The following is a 24,797-nucleotide window of genomic DNA, read 5'->3' on the forward strand; positions in this document are numbered from 1 at the left end:
GAGCCTTCTCGTAAGACACGTTATTTACCCCCTTATTTAGCCATTAATCTTCTAATACTTTTAAGTCATTTAAATATTCAATAAGTGCATTCATTTCATCATCTGCTAGATGATCAAATCCTGGCATTTCATTTCCTGGTTTCAACTCTTGAGGATAACGAAGCCAATCTTCTAAGTTCTCATCATTTGGATCTAAGAACCCAGCAAGTACATCTCTTTCACCATAGTTTGTAAGGTTCGGTCCAAGATTTCCACCTTCCTCACCAACTGCGTGACAGCTAATACAGTTCTGTTCAAATACTTGACGGCCTTCAACAGCAACCTCTGATTGTGGTTCTGTTACATGTGCAGGCGGCTCTTCCATGTTCTGAACCCAAGTGTCAAAAGTATCCGGGTCTACCGCAATAACTCTAAAGTCCATCCATGCGTGGCCTTCCCCACATAATTCAGCACATTTACCGCGGTAAACACCTTCATTAGGTGCTTCGAACCACAAATAGTTTGTAATACCAGGAACGTTATCTTGTTTACCCGCTAAAGCAGGAACCCAGAATGCGTGGATAACATCACTAGCTTCTAGTTCAAACATGATTCTAGTATCTGTTGGGATGTACAAGTCTTGTCCTGCTGTAATACCGTAGTCAGGATACTCAAATTCCCACCAGAATTGGTGTCCAGTAACTCTTACATTTACTACTTCCTCATCTTCACCTGGTTCCATATCAGCTAATGTAAACGTCTGCATGACGTTCGGTACAGCTAAAATAATAAGTAAGATAATTGGAATAATTGTCCAAACGAACTCTAGTCCGCGATTCCCGTGGACTTGCTTCGGAATATGTGTATCTCCTGGACGCTCACGGAAGCGTAACAGTACAATCACATAAAGAACGAAGACGACCACAATAACAAAAATCATAATGTACAAGCTGAGCATGATTAAGGAAAACTGCCCCTCTGCAACAGGACCTTGTGGATCAAGAGCAGATAAGTTTTGCATTCCACAACCAGACATCAGCAAGATGAAAGATAATGGAAATAGTCGCCAAAAGTATTTCATCTCGTTTCAAACCCCTCTTTCTTTAATTAAATCTTAAAACATGTGAACAATGACCATTAGTGCAAACAAAATTGTTAAATAATTTAATGAGTATACAAACATTTGTTTTGCCCACTTAATGTCATCTTTATATTTGTAGCCAGCTAAGCCTAAGGCCAACCAGCCGACTCCTAAGATTGTCGCAACGACAGTGTAGATAACCCCGAAGTGCGCAACTGTTAACGAAACAGGTATGATAGCTGCAACGTACCAGACTATTTGCCTTTTCGTCATTGCAAATCCTGCAACAACAGGTAACATAGGAATACCTGCACGCTTATATTCATCTACACGCTTCATTGCTAATGCTAAAAAGTGTGGTGGCTGCCAAATAAACATAATTAAAAACAGCGACCAGGCGATTGGATGTAATCCTGGGTCTATCGCAGCCCACCCAATTAACGGTGGAACTGCCCCGGAAAAACTACCGACAATCGTATTTAATGTTGTTGTTCGTTTTGTCCACATTGAATATAAAACGACATAAGTAACCATTCCGGCTAACCCTATTACTGCAGCAATGATTTCAGTCATTGCTAGCATAATGATTCCTAATAAGGAAATTGTTAGACCGTACGTTAATATTTGTTTCCCGTTTAACTCCCCACTTACTGATGGACGTTCTTTTGTTCTTTCCATATACGGGTCAATATCACGATCTATATAGTTGTTTAATGCACAACTACCGGCAATGATTAATGCTGACCCTAAAAGTGCAAGTAATGCTGTTAAAGGATCACTTCCTAATGAAGCACCAGTATAGTAAGCAGCTAAATATAGACCGGCAAATGTCGTAATTAAGTTAGACATGACTATTCCAGTTTTTGAAATTGCTAAATATGATCTCCATGAAACTTTGTTAACGCTTTTTTCTTCTGTTTGGTCATTTACAGCATCAGCAGTCGTTATTGAAGATACTTTATTCACTTGCTTCACCCCCCACAAAACCATTGTACTTAATAAAATAAAACCATGAAAACAAAAAATAGTCTAATAATCAGCTTGCGTTTGAAATACTACTTTTTAATAAATAGTCTAAAAACAAATCCCCTATAACCATAATATTATCCTTAAAAACTATTTACAACTACATAATAAGATTTATTAGACCTTAAATCACATTATAAACGATCCTACAGTGATTTTCATCACAAAAAATTTAACGATCTAGAAAGCATTGTGACAAAACCACAAACATTTTACCATATTCATGTTACTAATATTAATAAATTCTTCATAAATCTTTTGTGAAATGTGACGAATTTATGAACATTTCATGAATTTTCTTTTTTATCGCACGTGATTTATGAACAATTCAAATTGACTTTTTTACACGATCTCAATAAAATGAAGGTCGAGTATTGTAAAAGAAAGAGATACATTGTCATTGATACCTCACTAAAATTTTCCACTTCAAATATGGATAATATTATTTTCGAAAATTATTTTCACTTTATTTATAGAAAGTTGGTGACTTTAATCCATGCATAAAGCACTAAAAACGTATGGTATTATTACCACACTAGGAATGCTTGTTGTACTAATTCAAGGTGCGTTAGTTACTCAAACAGGCTCTGGAGATGCATGTGGAGCAGAGTGGCCGCTCTGTTATGGTCAAGTTTTCCCTGAATCTCCTACGATTCAGACGTTGATCGAATATACACATCGCCTCGTATCAGGATTATTAGGAATTATGGTAATCATTTTAGCTATTTGGAGCTGGAAAAAGCTCGGTCATTTAAAAGAAACAAAGTTCTTTGCCATTATTGCTATTTTATTTATTATTTTCCAAGGGTTACTCGGAGCTGCAGCGGTTGTATGGGGACAATCTAACGCGGTCATGGCTTTACACTTCGGGTTTTCATTAATCTCTTTTACAAGTGTTTTACTATTAACTGTCCTAGCATTTGAAGATGGAAAAGATGATCACTTATTAAGCCCTACATTATCGAAAGGGCTAAAAAATTACATTTATTTTGTACTCGTTTATATTTATATCGTTGTTTATACAGGAGCGTACGTTCGCCACACTGGATCAAGTGCTGGTTGTACTGGCTGGCCGTTATGTAATGGACAAATCATTCCAGAATTTACGAACTTTACAGTTACAATTCAATTCTTCCACCGCCTCTTGGCTGGAATATTATTTCTTGTAATTGCTTATATGTTTGTGCTTATCGTAAAAAATCATAAAGATAACAAACCATTATTTTATTCTGGCCTTATTAGCTTCGTCCTTATTACGATTCAAGTATTAAGTGGTGCTTACGTCGTATTGTCTAGCTTGGCATTAGAAGCAACGATGTTTCACGCTTTCTTTATTAGCATTTTATTCGGTGCGGTAAGTTATACAACATTACTAGCATACCGCTCCAAAACTTCTTAAATTCTTAGCTACAATCTGTAAGGTGCGACTTCTAAAAATATCTCTTGAAACAAAAAAACTAGGTGGGAACACCTAGTTTTTTTATTATTCACCTAAGAATGATTTCAACATCCAGTTATGTTTTTCAACGGATTGACGCACACCAATAAGCATATCTGCTGTTGGCTCGTCACCAACATCTTCTAATTTTTCAATATCGGATTTTAATTCTTCAACAACTTTATCAAAATCTTTTACAAGATCTTGTACCATTTGTTCTGCAGACTTTTCCCCTTCTGCTTCTTTAATCGTAGATATGTTTAAATACTCCTTCATCGTACCAACTGGCTTTCCATCTACAGCTAGTAAGCGTTCCGCAAGCTCATCAATATGACCAGCCGCTTCGTCGTATAGCTCTTCAAACTTCTCATGAAGTGTAAAGAAGTGAGGTCCTTTTACATACCAATGGTAATTATGTAGTTTTACAAACAACACATTCCAATTGGATACATGACGATTTAAAATTTCTGTTTGTTTTTCGTGTGCCATCATGATCAACTCCCTAAATTATTGTTCATTTATTAAATCCCCGAAAAAGCTTTATTTTAAACTGCTTTTTCATATTAATTATAACAAAGAACGAGGAGTATACTTCAACTCCTCGTTCTGACAACTTTATGAACTTTTTTATTCAAATTCTACAAGAAGATCCCCAGCTTGAATTGCTTCATTACTTGTAACATGTAACTGTTTAATTGTTCCATCATAAGGGGCTTGGACTGTCGTTTCCATTTTCATTGATTCTGTAATCATTAAATGGTCACCTTTTTTAACTTTGTCCCCTTTATCAACTAATGTCTTGACAACTGTTCCTGGCATGGAAGCACCAATATGTTTCTCATTGTTTTTATCAGCTTTCATTTTTACAGCAACAACCGATTCTACATTTTCATCTCGTACAACGACTTCTCGAGGTTGGCCATTTAATTCAAAATAGATCACCCTCGTCGCATCTTTTTGCGCTTCACCTACAGAAACGAGTTTGACAATTAATGTTTTTCCTTGTTCAATCTCCACTTCTATTTCTTCACCTAGTCGAAGCCCGTAAAAGAATGTAGGTGTATCAAGAACAGAAACATCACCAAATTGCTCATTAAAAGTTTCTTTGTCTAAATAAACCTTTGGATAAAGTGCGTAAGATAAAATGTCGTGGGAGGTTACTTGCCTTCCTAGTTTGTTATATAGTGTTTCTCTTACTTTTTCGAAATCAACTGGTTCCATCCCTTCTCCAGGTCGTTCTGTAATTGGCTCACTATCTTTTAAAATGATTTCTTGCAGTCGTTTAGGGAATCCTTGGTAAGGTTGGCCTAATTCCCCTCGGAAAAACTCTATGACAGAGTCAGGAAAATCGATTGTTTCTCCTTTTTCATATACGAGTTCTTCTGTTAAATCATTTTGTACCATAAATAGCGCCATATCACCAACGACTTTTGAAGATGGTGTTACTTTTACGATATCACCGAACATATGATTTACTGTACGATACATATTTTTAACTTCATCCCAACGGTCACCAAGTCCAACAGCTTTTGCTTGTTGTTGTAAGTTACTATATTGCCCCCCTGGCATTTCATGCTCATAAATTTCAGGATGTGGTGACATCATCCCACTTTCAAAGTCTTGATAATACTTACGCGTATCTTCCCAAAAAGCATTTAACTTTTCTACGTTTCCAATATTTATGTCAGGCTTTCGCTCATGGCCACTTAATGCATGGTACAGAGAATTCATACTCGGTTGACTCGTTAAGCCTGCCATTGAAGACAATGCCGTATCTACAATATCTACCCCAGCATCAATTGCTTGTGCATATGTGAAAATTCCATTTCCACTCGTATCATGTGTGTGAAGGTGAATTGGAATATTTACCGTATCCTTTAGAGCTGTGATAAGCTCATAAGCTGCCTTTGGTTTTAAGAGACCAGCCATATCTTTTATTCCTAAAATATGAGCACCAGACTCTTCTAATTCTTTAGCCATTGATAAATAGTAATTCAAGTCATATTTCGAACGATTTACGTCTAAAATATCCCCTGTGTAACAGATGCTTGCTTCAGCTATTTTTCCAGACTTACGTACTGCTTCAATCGCTGGTCGCATTCCTTTCACCCAATTTAAACTATCAAAAATTCTAAAAACATCAATGCCAGCATCTGCAGATTCTGCGACAAATGCTTCGATTAAATTATCCGGATAGTTTTTGTATCCAACCGCATTTGAAGATCGTAGTAACATTTGGAACAAGACGTTCGGTGCTTTTTCTCTTAGTAGAATGAGGCGTTTCCAAGGATCTTCATGTAAGAACCGCATAGAGACATCAAATGTCGCTCCTCCCCACATTTCCATAGAAAATAAGTTAGGTAACATCCGTGCCGTTGGTTCAGCAATCTGATTTAAATCAGTTGTACGAACTCTTGTTGCTAGTAATGATTGGTGGGCATCACGGAAGGTTGTATCAGTAATTAATACTTCGTTTCGTTTCTTTACCCATTCTGCTAAACCTTCAGGCCCTTTTTCGTCTAACAGCTGTTTCGTTCCTTTTGGTACTGATTCAGAATAAGGAACCTTTGGAACTCTCCTCTTTTCAAAAACTGGCTTCTTCTTTATTCCAATACTTGGGTAGCCATTCACTGTCGTATTTGCTATAAATGAAAGCATCTTCGTTCCACGGTCTTTTCGCTTAGGAAAGACAAATAACTCAGGTGTAGAATCAATGAACGATGTACTGTATTCACCTTTCAGAAACTTCTCGTGCATCACGACATTTTCTAAGAAGGAGATATTTGTTTTAATCCCTCTAATTCTAAATTCCCTAAGATTTCGCACCATTTTATGTGCAGCATTTTCAAATGAAAGCGCCCAAGTTGATACTTTTACTAGTAAAGAATCATAGTGTGGGGATATGACTGCACCCTGGAATCCATTCCCTGCATCAAGTCGGACACCGAACCCTCCACCTGTCCTGTAAGCCATAATTCGACCTGTATCTGGCATAAATTGATTTTGCGGGTCCTCTGTTGTTACTCGTGATTGAATCGCATAACCGTGCGTGATAATTTTTTCTTGCTTTGGTATCCCCATTTCTTGACCATGCAAATCTTTTCCGTCAGCAATATAAATCTGCGATTGAACGATATCTATACCAGTAATCATTTCTGTAATCGTATGCTCCACTTGAACACGCGGATTAACCTCAATAAAATAAAATTCTTCATCATCTGTGACTAAATACTCGACTGTCCCGGCATTTATGTAATCAATGTTTTTCATTAATGTTAACGCAGAATCACAAATCCTTTCCCTTGCTTCTTCTGACAAGGAAACGCTAGGTGCGACTTCCACAACCTTTTGATGTCTTCTCTGTACCGAACAATCTCTTTCATATAAATGAACAAGGTTTCCGTGGTGGTCTCCCAAAATTTGTATTTCGATATGTTTTGGGTTTTCGATGAACTTCTCTACATAAACAGCATCATTACCAAAGGAAGCTTTTGCTTCAGAACGCGCTCTTTCATAGGCATCTTTTAATTCATCTTTCGAGCGAACGATTCTCATACCACGGCCACCTCCGCCAAGTGCCGCTTTAATAATTATCGGGAAGCCGTGGTCCTCTGCGAAACTAGCTACTTCCTCAAGTCCTTTTACTGGCTCTTCAGTTCCTGGTATAACAGGAGCTCCAGCTGAGATAGCCGTTTGCCTAGCTTGTACTTTATCACCAAACATATTTAAATGCTCAATTGATGGACCAATGAAGATAATTCCTTCCTCGTTACACCTTCTCGCAAAGTCAATATTTTCTGATAAAAATCCGTATCCAGGATGGATCGCATCCACGCCGTTTCTTTTTGCAATTTCAATAATACCTTCGATATCGAGGTAAGCATCAATTGGTTTTTTTCCTTCTCCTACAAGATATGCTTCATCTGCTTTGTATCGGTGGTAAGCTCCTGTATCTTCCTGAGAATATATCGCAACTGTTCGAATATCTAACTCTGTACATGCTCGAAAGATACGTATAGCAATTTCTCCGCGGTTAGCTACTAAAATCTTATTAATACGTTCAAGTCTCTTCATGTTAGTGCGTCCCCCTTACCTCAATTTTTAACCTTGGTTGGATATACATCCTATTTTGTAAAAACTTATACCTATATTATCATTTTCATCTAGCTATTTCATCAATTGTTACCTGCTAAAACAAATAATTCACCCTAATCCATTATAAATGTTTGAAATAGCGCGAATTCTTTATCATTTTATATTTATTCAGTTCTCTTCCTTCATCATCGTGATTAATCGAGAAATAATCACCTTAACCATCCGTCCACCGCGCAATACGCCACGTCCTCTGGTATGCACAGTATTAGGACGTCCTGTCCGTCGAGACAACTCGTAGCTATCTCGTGAAGCGATGCTAGTTGCAGGAGTCGCAACCTTTCACAGCTTAGTGAGTTTATGTATTAACCTTTCATTTCAAAAGCAACACTCTTTACCTGCGACGAGTAATCGCAGGAGCATTCTTTATCTGCGACGAGTAATCGCAGGAGCACCGAGCAATACCTCCAAGAATAAACTCCGAGCTGCGACGAGTAATCGCAGGAGCAACGAGCATTCGCTTCTCCGAATATTCTTCGAGCTGCCTCGACGCATCATTTTCCATGAAGTGCTTGAAGAGGAAGAGGCACGTAGTCTGCGACGAGCAAGCGTAGCGGCGCAGGAGCACCGAGCATTCGCTTCTCCGAATATTCTTCGAGCTGCCTCGACGTATCATCTTCCATGAAGTGCTTGAAGAGGAAGAGGCACGTAGTCTGCGACGAGCAAGCGTAGCGGCGCAGGAGCACTCTTTTAAAAAATCCATTAAACAAAACTTTGCTTATCGCCAGTCCTTAAAGCCTTAGTTGCAGTTACACTTTAATCCTTTCGCAAAGTTAAAAATTCTTAAAGTGTAATAAAAAACCAAACGACATGTCATCGTTTGGTTAAAAAGAAGTTAATTATTTTTTTTCATCGAGGCCTCATGAAGAGCCGACAACTGTTTTTCTAATTGATCTAGCAGCTGCTTTCCCTCTTCTTCACCGATCAAGTTTAATCGAATCGCAAAATCGATTTCTCTTGATAAGCCGAACATTTGTGTATCTAGAACCTCTTCATAAAGAGGACATTGAGGCATCGTTAAGTTTGTCATTTGGACTTCGATCAAGTTTAGGATCTTTTGAGCATCTTCTTTTAGAAGGGCATAAGCTTTCTCGCTCTGTCCGGAAACGGTCTCAACTGACATATGAATCCCTCCTACTCTAAAACTGTTCCTATTAATACATATTATCTTCTCAAACAATAAAATGCAACAGGTTCAGTAAGAACTATTCATTTTATTTTCTATATTATATAACTTATTCACTTTATTTTTATTGGCTTCCTTGTTAACGTATAGTGAAAATATACGTAATTGTTCAGGTGTACGCTATTAAAAAATACTTAAATCGTACCTTTGAGAGAGAGACTCTAACAACCTCATCCCTGCAATACTGTTTCCTTTATCGTCTAGTGCAGGTCCGTATATACCAATTCCTACCCCGTATGGTACAGATGCCATGATCCCACCTGATACACCACTTTTTGCAGGAATTCCTACACGAATAGCAAATTCACCAGATGCATTATACATTCCACATGTAACCATAAATGTTTTTAAGATACGCGCAATATGCAATGGAATGATTGGACGTTGAGACTCTACATGTTTCCCTTCATTTGCAATGATATAGCCGATTTTTGCTAAGTCTCTGCAATTGACTTCAATAGCACATTGCTTTGTATAAAGTTCAAGTAAATGTTCTACCTCGTCTTCGATCACTCCATGTTGTTTCATAAAGTAACTTAGTGAGCGGTTTAAGTCAGCTGTTTCATATTCTGATTTTGCAACCTTTTCATCATAACGTATGGAGGAATTCCCTGTTAACTCATGAATGAAAGCTAACAGTCTTCCCAACTTTTCATCAACAGAAGACCCATAAATCATTGAAGTTACTGCCAATGCTCCTGCATTTATCATTGGATTTAATGGCCTAGAAGGTGAATGCGTCTCAAGCTTAATCATCGAATTAAATGGGTCTCCAGTCGGTTCCATACCAACACGAGAAAACACTTCATCTTCTCCTCTATCCATCAATGCTAAAGCTAAAGTTAATACTTTAGAGATACTTTGGAGTGTAAAAGTCTCCTCCGTATTCCCTGCTGTAATACATGTTTTTTCGTTTTCATATATAGCAACTGAAAGTGTATCTGGGTCTGCAACTTTTAAAGCAGGGATATAATCTGCTACCCTACCATCCTTCGTATATGTATTTGCTTCTTCAACCATATAATCAATGGCTTCTTTATCATTACATATCATCTAGTTTACCTCCTAACCTCTCCTTCGACACTTTTCGTGACAAACGCTTACATTCATTTTATACTTGAAGAAAGTTTTCTAAGGAGAGTTGTCGAAATGATTTTATTAATTAAAGGAAATGTGCAACATACAATTACCATTGATCCTGGGGTATGGATTTTTGATGACCGCAAAGTAGACCTTGATACTTATTTTTCCCAAGATCAATTAAATCATCAAAACCAAGAATTAAATGATCTAGGAAAAGCATGGGATAACCATAGACAAGAAGGTACAAAATCTTTTTCCAATGGAAATGACGTAAAAATGAGTCGTAAAGAAATAAAGGAATCCTCATATGGTATTCCTTTATACCCATTTTTAAGAAATGCTACTCCTAATGAACAAGCAAGCCACATTCTTTTTAAGTGTAAAGAGGGAGAAGATCATAAAATTGTTTTAGAAGAAGCTCAAGAGGGGATATTAGGTTTCTCCCATAAAGGAAGCCCATTAGTAGAAGATGGACCTGTACACTTTTACTATCGAGATGGCTCTAACAAAGACAATCCAATTACTTCAATCGAACAAATTATCGTTGAATAATAATCTACCCACTAAAAAGCGGAGCTATCCTACAATAGAGGACGTCTCCGCTCTTATTCATATTATATAAAAAATATGTTACAAGTTTTACTTATGACTATAATAAATCTGCAGCCATTTGTGCTAACCCTGAACGTTCCCCTTTTTGTAGCTTTATATGCCCTGTTTCACCTAAATGCTTTAATCTTTCAGTAACATAGGTTAACCCATTCGTATATTCATCTAAATAAGGGTGGTCAATTTGCTTTGGGTCCCCCATCAAAACAATTTTACTACCTTCTCCTACCCTCGTCAAAATCGTTTTCACTTCATGTTTCGTTAAATTTTGCGCTTCATCAATGATGATAAATTGATCCGGAATACTTCTTCCACGAATATATGTGAGAGCCTCTACTTGAATTGACCCCATCCCTGCTAATATTTGCTCTAGTTCACCTGGCTTTTTTGCATTAAATAAAAATTCAAGGTTATCGAAGATTGGCTGCATCCATGGACGTAATTTCTCTTCTTTTTCTCCTGGAAGAAAGCCAATATCCTTCCCTACTGGAATTACAGGCCTGGCCACTAGCAACTTCTTATATCTTTGTAAATCCTCTGTTAAATATAACCCTGCCGCTAATGACAATAAAGTTTTCCCGGTTCCAGCCTTTCCAGCCAATGTAACAAGTGGAATGTCCTCACGAGTTAACAATTCTACAGCCATGCGCTGTTGAACGTTTCTTGGCTTAATTCCCCATATCGGGTCTTCATTTGCTAGGAACAATTTTAATTGTTCTCCAGTATGATTCGCCATCGCTAAGGCAGAACGAGATGCATTTGTTTCATCTTTTAAAATAAAAAATTGATTTGGGAAAATTGGGTGATCTGCTACTCTTTCAGTAGATAACGATTTCTCTTGAAATAATTGATCTAGTGTTTCCGGGGGGAGCCAGTTTTCCTGATAACCTTTATACATACGATCGTATTGCACTACACGGTCACTCAAAAAGTCTTCTGTATGCAACCCTAAGGCATCAGCTTTAACACGCAATAGGGCATCTTTACTAACGAGTGTTACATGAACATCAGAACCTTTCTCTTCTTCTTCATATTTCATATTTAAAGCAACTGCTAATATACGATTATCATTTGTTGGTTCAATAAAATGACCTTTCATTTTCTCAAAAGAACGATGATTCAATTCGACTCTTAATGAGCCCCGATTAGGTAGGGCTACACCTAAATGTAACTTCCCCTTTTCTCTTAAATCATCTAATAACCTGGCTACATACCGCGCATTTCGTCCAACTTCATCCATATACCTCTTTTTCGAATCAACTTCTTCTAAGACAACAGCTGGGATAACTACTTCATGACAATCAAATGCATAGATCGCCAGTGGATCTTGTAGTAGAACGTTCGTATCTAGAATGTAGCGCCGCTTATCCAATGTCTCGCCTCCTAAAAAACATTTTATCTCTATGTTGTTTATTACAATGTATGAAGTTTCGAATAAAGATAGACGCTAAAACGAACAATAGTAAAAATATTGATAGAAAGTGAGTGATTTAAATGGGAAAATACATGATCATTTTTCTCTTACCACTATTTCTGTTCATTGCATGCCAAGCTCCAAATGAAGGTGCTAGATATGAAGATCAAATTGAAACTGATCAATACGGTGGTTATCACGCGGAACAATATACAGCAACTGATGTAGCAAACCATTTAGCAAGGTTAAGTACAGAAGTTGCAGATGTAAACCGAGCAACAGCAATCGTCCTCGGTCCGTATGCCCTTGTTGGGATTGATGTAGATGGTGAGGTTGATCAATCCGGTGTTGGTTCAATTAAACATCAAGTTGCTGAAGCATTAGCAGATGACCCTTACGGTGCTCAAGCCGCAGTAACAGCCGATCCTGATATCGTAAACAGAATTGAGGAGATGCGTGTTGAAATGGGACAAGGAAGGCCATTAACAGCCATTGCCGATGAACTAGCGGCTATCGTAGGACGTATCATCCCAGTTGTCCCTAGTGAAGAACATCAACAGGCAGAGCCACTAGACTCAAATGAGGAACGGACAGATCCATCTGATGAACGTGACTTAGAGGAACTTCAAGATGAACAAAGTAAAGGGAGAGTAGACAATAAAAGAAATGTACAGGAATAATAAAAAAAGCTGTCTCATCATGAGACAGCTTTTTTATTAGTCTTTTTTCATTGCTGCCATTACTTGACGATCGAGCTTTTCTGCAGCATCTTTATCATACGTTTTTTCATATTTCGGTTCAGTCGTAATACGCGCACCATAGAACATGACATCACGTACTTCAGATACAGATATTTCTACTAATGCTAATTTTAAAGGAACATCTTCCATTTTTTCATGGATAACTTTTGCTTCACCTGCAATCGCATATGTAGATCCAGCACCAATAACCGTTAATGTTACTTGTGGCTCTTTACGGATATTTTCTACAATGCGAGAACGATTATCTACCGCAAAACGCACCGTTTTTGAATCTTGACCGTAAACCCATGAAATCGCATTTACATTTGGTCCTCCATTGTCATGATCAACTGTTGCTATTGTTACATATCTTTCTTGTCTTAAAAGGGGGAGAAGTTCTTCAGTTAATTCTGTTTCAACTTGATTAGCCATGCAGGATTCCTCCTTAATTTATTTTACAATACTACTATACCTATCTTTTTCAAAAGATAAAACCTTTTTGCTGAAACTTCAAAGAAAGTAAGCACAATAACTTATATTATTAATACGTATTTTAACAAAAAAGATGAACGTGTTATAATATATGTATGAAGATATGTTACAAGTACTAATATCTTCATATGAAAATAATTATGCTTATTAAAAAGCTTATACAAATTCGTACGAATATTCACTAAAAAGTCTATTTAGTTGTTGTTAAGTTATACAAGCTAAACGAATGTGATCTACAATTATAAACTTGAAACGAAACTACCATCCTGATTACGTGAGGTGTATTATGAGAGTAAAATGTGTTATATGTGATGTCATTGAAAATATAGATGATTACTCCCCACTAGCTAAAAAACTAAGGAATCGCCCTATTCACACATATATGTGTGAAACTTGTTCATCTCGAATTGAAGAAAGAACTGAAAAAAGAAAAGAAACAGGAAATTTCAAACTTTATAATAGTGAGGAAACTGAAGAAGAACTCATTTAAGAAAAACTCACCAAAAAAGGCTGTCCTATAAATGCAAAGCATTTAGGACAGCCTTTTTTCATATTCGTATACAAAGTTTTCGGAATTACTCTTGAGTTGATGTCTCTTCTTCACTTTTATGCCGTTTCATCTGGAATTTATAAAGACCAAGAACAAGCGCAGCTACAAACAGTGATTCAATAATTGGTAAGGTCAAAGCTAAAAATGTAATGAAAATATTACCAAAAAGCATCATCACATAAACAATAATTGTTTTTAATATTGGTAGTTTTCGTGCAAAACCTAAATTGAAAACAAGAATTGTAAGTACGTTAATAACGATGTACATAATTGTAAAAGCAAATAAAAAGTTTTCAGGGTTTGTTGCACCTAACCATTCTGCAAATGGGGTCATATTCGGTGCACTCGCTGGCGTCTTTGTTGCCAAAATCATCTATGTCACTCCTAAACCTCTAAGGATTGATGGATATACTGTCGGACTTTCATCCATACTTGTATATTATATCATAAAAATCATCACTTGATGGACTACTCTTTTTTATGTAAAAAAACCAATGACAATCGTTATCTTATTCCACCAATATCTTTCACCTTTTATATGTATCCGTTTTCGTTTACAATAGAAAGTAGGGAGGTTTGCGTGATGAGGTCATTTGATTTATCATTCTTTTTATTAGCCCTTATAGGTACTGCTAGCCTTATCAGTGTTGGTGTTGGGATAGCTGAAGAAAGTATTATGATTATTTTAGCATCTATTGTTATCTTTATTGTATCGTTAGGTGCAGGGTTTACTCGAAAGAAAAAATTAAGAGAACAAGAAGGACGAGCATAACCGCTCGTCCTTTTCACTATTACTTATCAATTTCACTTAAGATTTTTTCATGTATGATTGGACTCGCAGCAAGTAACGTATCTTTTGATAAAAACGATAATTCTTCTCCTTCATAATTTGTTGTCTTTCCGCCAACTTCTTTAATGATCACAGCACCCCCTGCGATATCCCACGGAGCTAAGTTAAAGCTAATGTATGCGTCTAACCTGCCTGCAGCTACATAAGCCATTTCTAGTGCTGCCGCACCATAAGAGCGTATACCTCGGGATTGTTTAACCAACTTCTCTAAACGTCGATCTTTTAAGATCCACCCTGCATTAAAGCTTAAAATGGCTTGCTCCATATTAACTGGTTGTAATGGATCAAGGCGCCTCTCATTTAAATATGCTCCTTCACCTTCTAGAGCAGTGAAAAGTTCATCATGCATAACATCATAGACAATCCCAATTTTCCCTACACCTTCTTGATAAATGCCAATGGAAATAGCAAAGTAGCTTTCTTGATGGACAAAGTTAACAGTCCCATCTATCGGGTCTAAAATCCATATCGTCCCTTTTAAATCATGAATGTTTTCTGCTGTCCCTTCTTCTCCCATTAACCGATGCTCAGGATAAGATTCGTTAAGCTTTTTACTAAAAAAATCCTCGACACCTTTATCTACATCGGTAACTAAGTCATGCTGATTCGCTTTCGTACTAATTTGAAAGCTTTTTACCATTTCTTTTTTTATGTATTCTCCAGCTTCCTTCGTCCATTTTATTGCTTGATCGTATAATTGACGCCAACCCTCATTAGTCAAACAGCATCCTCCTCTTTGTCAAAATTCGTATTTATACATATATCATAAGACTCTCCTTTGTGCAATTTTATTGTTCCAACTTACAGGAGGTTTTAATAATTATAAATCCACTTAGAAATGATCTTACCGTTAAGTCTTAATTGAGAAAGACTTAACAACCTTAAACGTTAAAGAAACTCGGCGAGTGCCGAGCCTTTGGCGAATGAAGAACCTAGTTACGCTTAACTAATTTCGATTTTATTAAGAAAGCTTTGTTGCAAAAATGACATGCTCACCTTTGCGAAAAATTTCAATGAAATGGTTTCTAAGGTTCTAATCTTAACCATTCATACCTAAGTTTTTCTAACTTTCTTTTGCTCTGTTCTATTTGGTCTTTTTCATTCGCTTGTAATGCGTCGTACAACGTTAAAAGTTCATAGTCAATTTCCATCTTTAAAACTGGGATACGCCTTTCACCATCTCTTCTTTTTAATGTCTGTATCACTTTTTCCATCAATTTACACCTCTTCTTTTCATTCTCTTAATTCCGAGCAAATACCAGCGATATATGAACTAAAAACAAGTTATCAGTGGTGATTAATATAGAGTATGAAAGAGACCATAAATTTGGTACGGTTTCTTGTTTGTTAATTTTGTTTACCACAATAAAAGCCTGTCTAAACATTGTCCTAATAAAGGGCATCTCTTTTTCTTTCTATTTATTCATATGATAAACTATGATTGTTGCCTACATTTTTTAACCTTATTAGACATAAAAAGTAACTGTTCGCACACGAAACAGTACACATAAGGAGTGTAAACATATGACAACTTTTAATGGGTTTCATAAAGACGACTTTAACGTCTTTCATATTGAGGGCCTTGAAGAAAGAATGGAAGGAATTAAAGAACGGATCCAGCCAAAATTTAAGAACATTTCAGAAGACATAATAGAAAACCTCTCTAGATCAGTTGGTCATGAAATGCACTTACACGTTGCAAAGCACGCCCGTAGAAAAGTTAATCCACCTAACGATACTTGGTCTGCCTATTGTCATAATAAACGTGGCTACAAAAAGCATCCTCATTTTCAAGTTGGCATGTTTGATGATCACGTATTTATATGGCTGGCATTTATTTATGAATTACCAAATAAATCAGAAATTGCTAACGTATTCTTAGATGATCTTGACTCTGTGAAAGAAAATATTCCAAATGATTATGTCATTTCACTAGATCATATGAAAAAGGATGCAGAGTCAATTGAATCAATTGACTTACAAAAAGCACTGGAACGCTTTCGTGATGTAAAAAAAGCTGAATTTCTTATTGGGCGACATATTGATGCAAATGATCCCCTCTTACAAGACGGTGATAAATTCATCAATTATGTACAAGAAACATTTGAAATGTTAACACCGTTATATAAAATGTCCATGCGTGACTACAGCATTGAAGAATAGTAAACGAGTGATTTTTCGAATCGATATTTAATAATAAGCTGTTTTCGTAAACTTCGTTGTTTGTTATAAAGCTCGGAGAAGTGATAGGAACCATAACTTTAGAATACCCAGCAACATACGAGGAGGCTGTCGCACTTGTGCCTAGAGGTGAAAGCGCCTATCTGTGGCGAATTCGAGTATTATGAACAGTGTGACTTCAACCTTTCGTAGCAATGTATTTTTAGTGTAGCTAATGATAAAAAAGCGCCAAGTCCATGCGTTCATCCCCGCATACCTTGGCGCTTTTTTCTACATTTTAATAATCGTTTCTGGAGATGCTTCCTTCGCTTTCTTCACAACGTGATACGGTGATTGATCTGTTTGCTCTTCATAATCTTTAAATGATTGCTTCTCTTCAGACTTAGAAGGGACAATTTCTTTAAAGCGTTTATACAAACCTATCATTAAGTCACGATCAACACCTTTTTTATAAGCTTGATCAATCGCTTCATAAAAATGAATCACATCTACCACTTCATCTTTTGACCAATCATATGAGATTGGAAAACTCACTTCATTTTTCAACTAGGGCACCTCACTATTTCCTATTTTCATTTCCTATACATTTTGGTATACTCTTCCTTGTTTTATAGAAACAAAGCCATTTTGAACAAACTTTATAATAATTGTATTTTAACATTAATGACAATTCCTTTCTAATATCACCAAAACTGAAAATTATATAAAAAAATACAAACAGTTTAAATTTTTAAAGGAAGCGTACGTTAAAGAAAGAGGTGATTTATTTGAACGACAAACAATCAAAAACTCCTTTATTTGATGGACTTTTGCAACATATTCAGAGTGAACCCGTTCAATTTCATATTCCTGGCCATAAAAGCGGTGAAGGCATGGACCCATCCTTCCGTAAATTCATAGGAGATAATGTCCTTTCTTTAGATTTAATTAACATATCTCCATTAGATGACCTCCACCATCCAGATGGTATTATTAAAGAAGCACAACAATTAGCTGCTGAAGCATTTGGTGCTGAACACACTTTTTTTTCAGTTCAAGGTACAAGTGGTGCAATCATGACAATGATTATGAGTGTTTGCGGTCCTGGAGAGAAAATTATTGTCCCGAGAAACGTTCATAAATCAATTATGTCAGCGATTGTATTTTCCGGTGCTACACCAATTTTCATCCACCCTGAACTCGATAAATCATTAGGGGTTTCACACGGAATTACTGTAGAATCAGTAGATAAAGCATTAAAAGCTCACCCAGATGCAAAGGGACTACTTGTTATTAACCCTACTTATTTCGGCATTTCAGCCAATATAAAACGTATTGTAGCATTAGCACATAGTTATGACATTCCAGTTCTCGTCGATGAGGCTCATGGCGTTCACATTCATTTTCATGAAGACCTTCCTTTATCAGCCATGCAAGCAGGAGCCGATATGGCTGCTACAAGTGTTCATAAACTTGGGGGATCTTTAACTCAAAGCTCGGTATTAAATATTCAAGGTCCTAGAGTTTCAAAACATCGTGTACAAAGTATAATTAGTATGTTAACGACTACGTCTACGTCTTACATTTTATTAGCTTCATTAGATGCGGCACGCAGACATCTTGCCATTAATGGTGAAGAATTATTAAATGATACAATCTCATTATCCAAACGAACTAGAGAGGCACTTAACAATATCAAAGGCATTTATTCTCCAGGAACAGAACTATTAGACGACCGGGCCATCTTTGACATGGATCCAACAAAAATTATTATATCTGTAAAAGAGCTTGGCATTTCCGGATATGAAGTGGAAGTTTGGCTTAGAGAAAATTATCAAATTGAAGTTGAACTAAGTGATTTGTATAACATCTTATGTATCATTACACTCGGTGATTCGGAAGCGAAAACGGAAAAATTAATCGAAGCATTAACTAAGCTTTCAAAACAAAGATTACAAACGACAGAAAAAAAAGAACGTGAAAATGTAAATGTATACGTCCCTAATATTCCAACTCTAGCCTTCTCACCGAGAGATGCATTTTATGCTGAAACTGAAATTATTCCATTGAATCAATCTGATGGAAGAGTAAGTGCTGAATTTGTCATGGTATACCCACCTGGGATTCCTATTTTAATTCCAGGAGAGATTATTGATAAAGAAAACTTAACATATATTTCAAAAAATATGGAAGCCGGCTTACCAGTCCAAGGGCCAGAGGACCCGACGTTAAAAACCATAAGAGTAATCCGAGAAAGAAAAGCAATAGTATAACCTATTTAGAGGCACATTCATTGTGCCTTTTTTTGTATTAACGGCGTCAATCGTAGAAACCCAAATCATTCGCTACTCCGATATCACTTCGAAAAGCGACGAGCAACCGAATTAAAAGATATTCCAAGAGAAGCGTTAAAAGAACAATAAAGAATACTAGACTATAGCTAAAGCAGAAACGAATATAACTATATATCCTTTTCTATGCTAAGTATTTACACCATAATTAACAAGCCTTTAAAAGGTTGAAAGGATACTATTAGATAATCAAAAATTGTACTAAAAGTACTGTTAATTCAATACCAATAAAAATAGCAGGCCTAATTGACCTGCTAAAATGTGTGTTACAATAATGTTTTTTGTATTTCCCCTTCTCTAACCGAACTGTTTAGAATTAACCAAGCTTTTTCATATTATACTTCTTGATGATCTAACTGCTTTTCATCTGCACAATCGCAACAACTTCCATATAGCACCGATACCTTTTCATCTTCGTACCATTCAATGATTTCTTCACAAGTTTGGCATACAATGCTTCCCATGTATGACACTCCTTTTCGTATAAAATGAAAACGCTTAACTGTACTTCTATTTTAGTATGACATATTTGTTTTGTCAACAGATTCTGTATAACACATTAAGGGTAAATATGCCCAATTTCATTTCGTTATTATTAATATCTTTATAACAGAATTAAAAAAGCCCTCGACAATGCCGAAGGCTTTTCAATACTTAAGATTCTTCTTTTCGATTAAAAGTTGAGTTTCTTGCTTCTATAAACCGTATTAATTCATCAATAAATTCGATATCTTCACTCGTGATTTTATATACATCTTCACACACATAAAAGGCAAGGACAAATTTTAAACGTTTTCCTTCATAAACAGGGGCCATCGTTACTTGTTCTCCATTATTGTTCAAGTAAAAAGATGTTTTTAAGGAGCATAAGTCAATGAAACCTAGTCCAAAAGGCTGTTTTCTTTTTTCTTTTTTGTCACCAAGAACAAACATGCTGTCGTATGAATGGTTTTTTTTATTAAATTCATAGACAGATACGTTGCAAATCTTCCCTGAATTTTTATAAATTGCATGGACTACTTTTTTAATAAAATCGTCTGAATCGGAGGAATAATCATAAGCCCGGCCCGCTTCAAGCCTTAACGTATCTAACAAGTCGGATTTATTCACGAACAACACCCCGCTTTTCAATCATCGCTGAAGAAATATTTTATTTAGTATAACATAGTAAACGAAAGACAAATGTCACCTTTTGTCACCTGTGGGTAAAACAAAATTTTCAATTATTTAAGGGGTTGTTCCTTAACTTTTTGCTTTTCTTTTATAAAAAGAAGAAGTAGTACATTGAATTTATTGATTTCCCCATATTCCTTTTAAGATTTGCGTAACTTCTTGGGGTTCATATGGCTCCCAAAATAATTCTCCATAAATCAACAGATCTTGATGTAAATGTAACCCTCCATTTTCTCCTGTGAAAGCATGACTAGTGCCTGTGTTACCTACATAACCGATGACCGTGTTTTCATTAACAATTTGACCAAGCTCTAATTCATCTGGAATTCGGTCTAAGTGAGCAAAACGATTCATCACACCATTTTCATATTGTACCCAAACTTGTTTGCCGCGGAGTCTATCTAAAATATATTCTGGCGTTAAACCAATTTCTGCAGCAAGGTCTAAATCTTCGTTACGAACTTCTGGTGAAGGGTACTCTTCAAAACCATGATCAACTCGTACAACTTTCCCTTCTGCCATCGCGAGAATAGGGGTATCTGTTGTAATTTCTATACCAGATCCCCAAGCATACCAATCGATCCCTTCATGAGTTCCATGTCGATAGTTTCTCGGAGCTCCTGGCAAATGGCTTTCAACTGTACTTACTTGTGCACCCTCAATAGGTTTGTTTAAAAAGGATAAATAATCAATCATCTCTTCAACAGTTAAAGAATGTAGATCAAATTCGTCTTGAGCAGGAGGAGCCCAAGCTTGGACAACTTTATCTTCCCAAACAAATGCTAGTTCATTTCCTTCAACCGATTCATACTCTGTTTCTAAACCATGGTTAATGAATTCTTTCGTTACATATGGAATAGAATCATCGTCAATGACTAACAACACCTCATCAGTCGCAAGATACTCTCCATCAACCTCTAATACAGGGATTTCATATACAAGATAAAATTCACGATCAGAAATTGTCATCTTCAATGTTCGATCCATCTCATCGAACGTAAATTCACCATTTAATTTATTCGCAAGCTCTTCTACTTTAATGACATTTTTATCATTCATTTCATATACGTTTAATTCTTTCATCTGTACAATTTCTTCTTTATCTTCTTCATCCAATATGTCATTATCTGTCTCAACATCTTCTGTAGCTTGTTCTTCTTCAAGGTTATTATCCTCTTCACCATCTTCAGGGGGTTGTTCTTGACATGCTGTTAATAAAAACACTGTAAACAACGAAAATATATATTTCTTCAATTCATCTCATCCTTCTTCTAAGTTGTGATGTTATTTAATAAGTGCTGGGTCAACGATTTCATATTCTTTATTTCGTAAACCTTCTACGATTTCTTCAAGGGCATCTTTTGTAAATTCACGATCATGCATTAAAAGGTTTGCGCCATTAAGAAGTAATTCTGTCTCGACCATTATTTCTGCTAAAGCATCTGCTTCCATATACTCTTCGAAATAGTCATATCCATAAGTCCAATTCATCCATTGCATCTCTTCGTCTTCAACGACACGTTTTGATGTATCTGTATTCACCCCAAATGGTGCTCTAAAAAAGCGAGGACGCTCTCCAACAATCTCTTCAACTAAATCATTTAATTCAACAATTTCATTGATTTGTTCTTCTTCAGTTATGTGCGATAAATTCGCATGAGTCATCGTATGGTTTCCAATTTCAAAACCTAATTCATGTATTTCCTTTAATTGTTCCTTCCCCTCTTCTGATTTAAGGAAATGCCCATTTACAAAAAAGATCGCACCAGCATCTAATTCGTGCAAGATTCTAGCCATTTCTGCACCGTAATTTTCAGGAGCATCATCAATTGTTAGTAAAACGACTCGTTCATTTGCATCATCTACAGGTACAACTCGATGGTCGCTTGTAAGTTCATACTCCGGCTCAATGTTTTCTACAACCTCTTTTTCATTGTGTTCTTCATTGACTTTGTTATTTTCGTTATTTTCTTCATTTCCTTCTTTTGCTTCACTTTCTTCTTCTGCAAAATCATCTTCCTTCGCTTCGTCGACCATATCTTCTGTATCTTCTACTTCTTTATTTTCCTCAATTTCATTATTTTGTAATTCATTATCGTTACATGCTGACATTATTAATGAAGTTATGACTAACCCGTATATAAACATTCGTCTCAATCGTATCAGTTCCTCTCTTATGTATATCGTTACTATTGAATTTTATCATATTACCCCATGCCATAAAATGATTCTTTCTATTTATTCATGAAGAGTATAGAAACGGCTTCAATACGCATAATGAAGGTTAGTTATTACTACTAACCGTTTCATTATTTTATAACTTGGGTATGGTAAAAAAGGTGAAGAATCCCATTTCCCTTGAAATTTGTCGACATATCTAAGATAATACATACTGTCGCTTTTAAACATAAGCTTATTTTGTTGTTAATTATGAAAGGAGTTACATTTGTGAAAAAACTAACACCTGTATTTATGATTTCAGTTATTATAGCAGCTGCATTTATACTTTGGGGGGTTATTGCCCCTAGTAATATGGAGTATGTAACATCAAATATTCAAGGATTTATTACAAATCAGTTTGGATGGTTCTACTTACTCGCTGCTACAGGGTTTCTAACCTTTGCTATTTTCTTAATTGTAAGTCCGATTGGACGCATTAAATTAGGAAAAGAGAATGAAGAACCAGAGTATAACTATTTAACTTGGTTTTCATTTTTATTTACTGCCGGAATGGGAATTGGCTTAGTGTTCTGGGGTGTTTCTGAACCGATGTACCATTTTTACACTCCACCTCCTGCAGAAGGTAACCTAGATGAATATTCTGCTGCAGGGGTAGCTTTGCGTTATTCATTCTTCCACTGGGGGTTACACCCTTGGGCAATTTATTCAGTTGTTGCATTAGCTCTTGCCTATTTTAAATTCCGTAAAGGCTCTCCAGGGGTCCTAAGTGCTGCATTTGAACCCTTGTTAGGTGACAGAGTTAATGGGGGGATTGGAACAACGATTAATGTAATTGTTGTTTTTGCGACGATTTTCGGTGTTGCTACATCATTAGGTTTCGGTACCGCACAAATTGGTGGTGGTATTTCTAACTTAACTGGTGTCGATAATAGTATCCTTCTACAAATGATCATTATTTTGGTCATTACGATTCTGTATATGACGTCCTCTCAAACAGGATTGAATGTAGGAATCCGTATTTTAAGTAAGACAAACATTTATTTAGCTGGTTTTTTAATGTTATTCTTGCTATTTTCCGGTCCAACAAATTTCATCATGAATTCCTTTACACAGACTTTAGGTAGTTACATCCAAAACTTAATCGGCATGAGCTTTAGATTAGATACGTTTAATGTTGAGCAAACTTGGGTTGAGGATTGGACAATATTCTATTGGGCTTGGTGGATTGCATGGGCACCTTTCGTAGGTACCTTTATCGCCCGTGTATCAAGAGGGCGAACGATCCGGGAATTCGTTCTAGGGGTCATTGCTGTTCCTACAATTTTCGGAGCCTTATGGTTTTCAGTCTTTGGTGCTACGGCGATTAATTTAGACTTTTATCAAGGCGTAGATATTATGGGTGTCATTGAAAGCGCAGGAATGGAAACAGCACTCTTCGTTGTATTACAACAGTTCCAATTCGGAACAATTATGTCTATTATTGCGATCTTGTTAATTGCTTCCTTCTTTATTACGTCTGCAGACTCTGCAACATTCGTATTAGGAATGCAAACGACAAATGGAAGCTTAAATCCACCGAATAACGTTAAATTTGTATGGGGGATTATTCAATCTGCTACTGCAGCTGTTTTACTCTTATCTGGCGGACTAGACGCTCTACAAACTGCTTCGATAATTGCAGCATTTCCATTTGCAATTATAATGATTTTTATGATCATCAGTTTATTAAGGGCATTGCGCGCTGAAAAAATTCCTCCAAGAAAACCAAAAAAGTATGATGAATAAAGACAAAAGTCCACTGCACTAGCAGTGGACTTTCAGGCTGTTGAGAAAGTCACTCAACAGCCTGTTTTTTATATTTATTAGTCTGATTATTCAGATAGTTATAGTGTAATAAAGATCGCTCTTCGAGCAGATATAAAACGAGTACAATCTGCTTTCACTATGGACGGACGCTTTCCGCGGGCAACGCTTCAGTCTCCTCGGGAAAAACGCCTTGTGGGGGCTTCAGCTGCTCCTGCGGTTACTTATCGCAAGTAAAACTTGTTGCTTCTCCCGCTGGAATCGCCGTTTTTCGCTTCTTCGATTGTTAGTAAATAGAGAAGTTTGCTTAAAATTTTTTCTATCTGAGGTGACGAGATGTTACGTCCAATAAAAGAAAAACAAGTTGTACTTGAGATGGTTTCTACCGATCAGTTAGTGGCAGATGATCATTTAGCTTCACACATTGTTACTCGAGAAACTGGCTGATTTACATTATCAATAGCTTTCATTTATGTAACAGTTATATTACGAGCCTTTTTTATTTACAATCACATGTTAATATAAAGAG

Annotated in this window: 24 protein-coding genes; 8 read left to right on the forward strand and 16 right to left on the reverse strand. The window is 36.4% G+C overall.

What is annotated here, in order from left to right; translation table 11 throughout:
* Positions 1–43: 43 nt before the first annotated feature.
* Entirely contained in the window at positions 44–1,060 is a 1,017-nt protein-coding gene (gene coxB / locus LGQ02_RS13460; protein ID WP_226514878.1) for a cytochrome c oxidase subunit II, read from the reverse strand.
* Between the two features lie 33 nt (positions 1,061–1,093).
* Positions 1,094–2,026, reverse strand: a complete 933-nt coding sequence (gene cyoE / locus LGQ02_RS13465; RefSeq protein ID WP_226514879.1) for a heme o synthase — start codon at positions 2,024–2,026, stop codon at positions 1,094–1,096.
* A gap of 556 nt (positions 2,027–2,582) precedes the next feature.
* On the opposite strand from cyoE, the gene LGQ02_RS13470 reads away from it, so the two are divergent.
* On the forward strand, positions 2,583–3,485 hold the full coding sequence (locus LGQ02_RS13470; protein ID WP_226514880.1) for a COX15/CtaA family protein: 903 nt from the start codon (positions 2,583–2,585) through the stop codon (positions 3,483–3,485).
* Positions 3,486–3,569: 84 nt separating this feature from the next.
* Here the strand turns inward: LGQ02_RS13470 and LGQ02_RS13475 are convergent, their stop codons facing one another.
* The 4 genes from LGQ02_RS13475 to glsA all read right to left on the reverse strand — a co-directional run bounded on the left by LGQ02_RS13475 (position 3,570) and on the right by glsA (position 9,915).
* Complete coding sequence (locus tag LGQ02_RS13475; protein ID WP_226518315.1) at positions 3,570–4,013, reverse strand: Dps family protein; 444 nt, start codon at positions 4,011–4,013, stop codon at positions 3,570–3,572.
* A gap of 138 nt (positions 4,014–4,151) precedes the next feature.
* Positions 4,152–7,598 carry a pyruvate carboxylase gene (pyc, locus tag LGQ02_RS13480; RefSeq protein WP_226514881.1) on the reverse strand — a complete coding sequence of 1,149 codons (3,447 nt, stop codon included), beginning with the start codon at positions 7,596–7,598 and terminating at the stop codon, positions 4,152–4,154.
* Positions 7,599–8,511: 913 nt separating this feature from the next.
* A complete protein-coding gene (locus LGQ02_RS13485; protein ID WP_226514882.1) occupies positions 8,512–8,799 on the reverse strand; it encodes an Fpa/YlaN family protein in 288 nt (95 codons plus the stop codon).
* A gap of 186 nt (positions 8,800–8,985) precedes the next feature.
* Complete coding sequence (gene glsA / locus LGQ02_RS13490; protein WP_226514883.1) at positions 8,986–9,915, reverse strand: glutaminase A; 930 nt, start codon at positions 9,913–9,915, stop codon at positions 8,986–8,988.
* Between the two features lie 96 nt (positions 9,916–10,011).
* On the opposite strand from glsA, the gene LGQ02_RS13495 reads away from it, so the two are divergent.
* Positions 10,012–10,497, forward strand: a complete 486-nt coding sequence (locus tag LGQ02_RS13495; RefSeq protein ID WP_226514884.1) for a peptidyl-prolyl cis-trans isomerase — start codon at positions 10,012–10,014, stop codon at positions 10,495–10,497.
* A 97-nt stretch (positions 10,498–10,594) separates the two neighbouring features.
* Here the strand turns inward: LGQ02_RS13495 and LGQ02_RS13500 are convergent, their stop codons facing one another.
* Positions 10,595–11,926 carry a PhoH family protein gene (locus LGQ02_RS13500; protein WP_226514885.1) on the reverse strand — a complete coding sequence of 444 codons (1,332 nt, stop codon included), beginning with the start codon at positions 11,924–11,926 and terminating at the stop codon, positions 10,595–10,597.
* 122 nt (positions 11,927–12,048) lie between these two features.
* On the opposite strand from LGQ02_RS13500, the gene LGQ02_RS13505 reads away from it, so the two are divergent.
* The gene (locus LGQ02_RS13505; protein ID WP_226514886.1) at positions 12,049–12,648 is read left to right on the forward strand and encodes a YhcN/YlaJ family sporulation lipoprotein; all 600 of its coding nucleotides are present in this window, start codon (positions 12,049–12,051) and stop codon (positions 12,646–12,648) included.
* 36 nt (positions 12,649–12,684) lie between these two features.
* On the opposite strand, the gene LGQ02_RS13510 is transcribed toward LGQ02_RS13505, so the two are convergent.
* Entirely contained in the window at positions 12,685–13,140 is a 456-nt protein-coding gene (locus tag LGQ02_RS13510) for a pyridoxamine 5'-phosphate oxidase family protein (RefSeq protein ID WP_226514887.1), read from the reverse strand.
* Between the two features lie 346 nt (positions 13,141–13,486).
* Between LGQ02_RS13510 and LGQ02_RS13515 the strand changes: the two genes are divergently transcribed.
* Complete coding sequence (locus LGQ02_RS13515) at positions 13,487–13,690, forward strand: YlaI family protein (RefSeq protein ID WP_226514888.1); 204 nt, start codon at positions 13,487–13,489, stop codon at positions 13,688–13,690.
* An 85-nt stretch (positions 13,691–13,775) separates the two neighbouring features.
* On the opposite strand, the gene LGQ02_RS13520 is transcribed toward LGQ02_RS13515, so the two are convergent.
* Positions 13,776–14,123, reverse strand: a complete 348-nt coding sequence (locus LGQ02_RS13520) for a YlaH-like family protein (protein ID WP_226514889.1) — start codon at positions 14,121–14,123, stop codon at positions 13,776–13,778.
* Between the two features lie 210 nt (positions 14,124–14,333).
* Between LGQ02_RS13520 and LGQ02_RS13525 the strand changes: the two genes are divergently transcribed.
* A complete protein-coding gene (locus LGQ02_RS13525) occupies positions 14,334–14,522 on the forward strand; it encodes a DUF5325 family protein (RefSeq protein ID WP_226514890.1) in 189 nt (62 codons plus the stop codon).
* Positions 14,523–14,541: 19 nt separating this feature from the next.
* Here LGQ02_RS13525 and LGQ02_RS13530 read toward each other — a convergent pair whose 3' ends face one another.
* Complete coding sequence (locus tag LGQ02_RS13530; RefSeq protein WP_226514891.1) at positions 14,542–15,321, reverse strand: inositol monophosphatase family protein; 780 nt, start codon at positions 15,319–15,321, stop codon at positions 14,542–14,544.
* Positions 15,322–15,625: 304 nt separating this feature from the next.
* Positions 15,626–15,814, reverse strand: coding sequence for a hypothetical protein (locus tag LGQ02_RS13535; protein WP_226514892.1), 189 nt, complete (start codon positions 15,812–15,814; stop codon positions 15,626–15,628).
* A 310-nt stretch (positions 15,815–16,124) separates the two neighbouring features.
* Between LGQ02_RS13535 and LGQ02_RS13540 the strand changes: the two genes are divergently transcribed.
* Complete coding sequence (locus LGQ02_RS13540; RefSeq protein ID WP_226514893.1) at positions 16,125–16,763, forward strand: YktB family protein; 639 nt, start codon at positions 16,125–16,127, stop codon at positions 16,761–16,763.
* A 288-nt stretch (positions 16,764–17,051) separates the two neighbouring features.
* On the opposite strand, the gene LGQ02_RS13545 is transcribed toward LGQ02_RS13540, so the two are convergent.
* A complete protein-coding gene (locus LGQ02_RS13545; RefSeq protein WP_226514894.1) occupies positions 17,052–17,327 on the reverse strand; it encodes a UPF0223 family protein in 276 nt (91 codons plus the stop codon).
* Between the two features lie 221 nt (positions 17,328–17,548).
* Between LGQ02_RS13545 and LGQ02_RS13550 the strand changes: the two genes are divergently transcribed.
* The gene (locus tag LGQ02_RS13550) at positions 17,549–19,033 is read left to right on the forward strand and encodes an aminotransferase class I/II-fold pyridoxal phosphate-dependent enzyme (protein ID WP_226514895.1); all 1,485 of its coding nucleotides are present in this window, start codon (positions 17,549–17,551) and stop codon (positions 19,031–19,033) included.
* Between the two features lie 413 nt (positions 19,034–19,446).
* On the opposite strand, the gene LGQ02_RS13555 is transcribed toward LGQ02_RS13550, so the two are convergent.
* The 4 genes from LGQ02_RS13555 to LGQ02_RS13570 form a co-directional block, all read right to left on the reverse strand.
* Positions 19,447–19,575, reverse strand: coding sequence for a GapA-binding peptide SR1P (locus LGQ02_RS13555; RefSeq protein ID WP_226514896.1), 129 nt, complete (start codon positions 19,573–19,575; stop codon positions 19,447–19,449).
* Between the two features lie 190 nt (positions 19,576–19,765).
* Positions 19,766–20,221, reverse strand: a complete 456-nt coding sequence (locus LGQ02_RS13560; RefSeq protein ID WP_226514897.1) for a hypothetical protein — start codon at positions 20,219–20,221, stop codon at positions 19,766–19,768.
* Positions 20,222–20,401: 180 nt separating this feature from the next.
* Positions 20,402–21,538: a M23 family metallopeptidase gene (locus LGQ02_RS13565; protein ID WP_226514898.1), complete on the reverse strand. Its 1,137-nt coding sequence runs from the start codon at positions 21,536–21,538 to the stop codon at positions 20,402–20,404.
* A 30-nt stretch (positions 21,539–21,568) separates the two neighbouring features.
* Complete coding sequence (locus LGQ02_RS13570; protein ID WP_226518316.1) at positions 21,569–22,432, reverse strand: polysaccharide deacetylase family protein; 864 nt, start codon at positions 22,430–22,432, stop codon at positions 21,569–21,571.
* Between the two features lie 300 nt (positions 22,433–22,732).
* Between LGQ02_RS13570 and LGQ02_RS13575 the strand changes: the two genes are divergently transcribed.
* Positions 22,733–24,250: a glycine betaine uptake BCCT transporter gene (locus LGQ02_RS13575; RefSeq protein ID WP_226514899.1), complete on the forward strand. Its 1,518-nt coding sequence runs from the start codon at positions 22,733–22,735 to the stop codon at positions 24,248–24,250.
* The last annotated feature ends 547 nt before the right edge of the window (positions 24,251–24,797 follow it).

Origin of the sequence: Bacillus shivajii, assembly GCF_020519665.1 — a bacterium.
GTDB classification, from domain to species: Bacteria; Bacillota; Bacilli; order Bacillales; family Salisediminibacteriaceae; genus Bacillus_CA; species Bacillus_CA shivajii.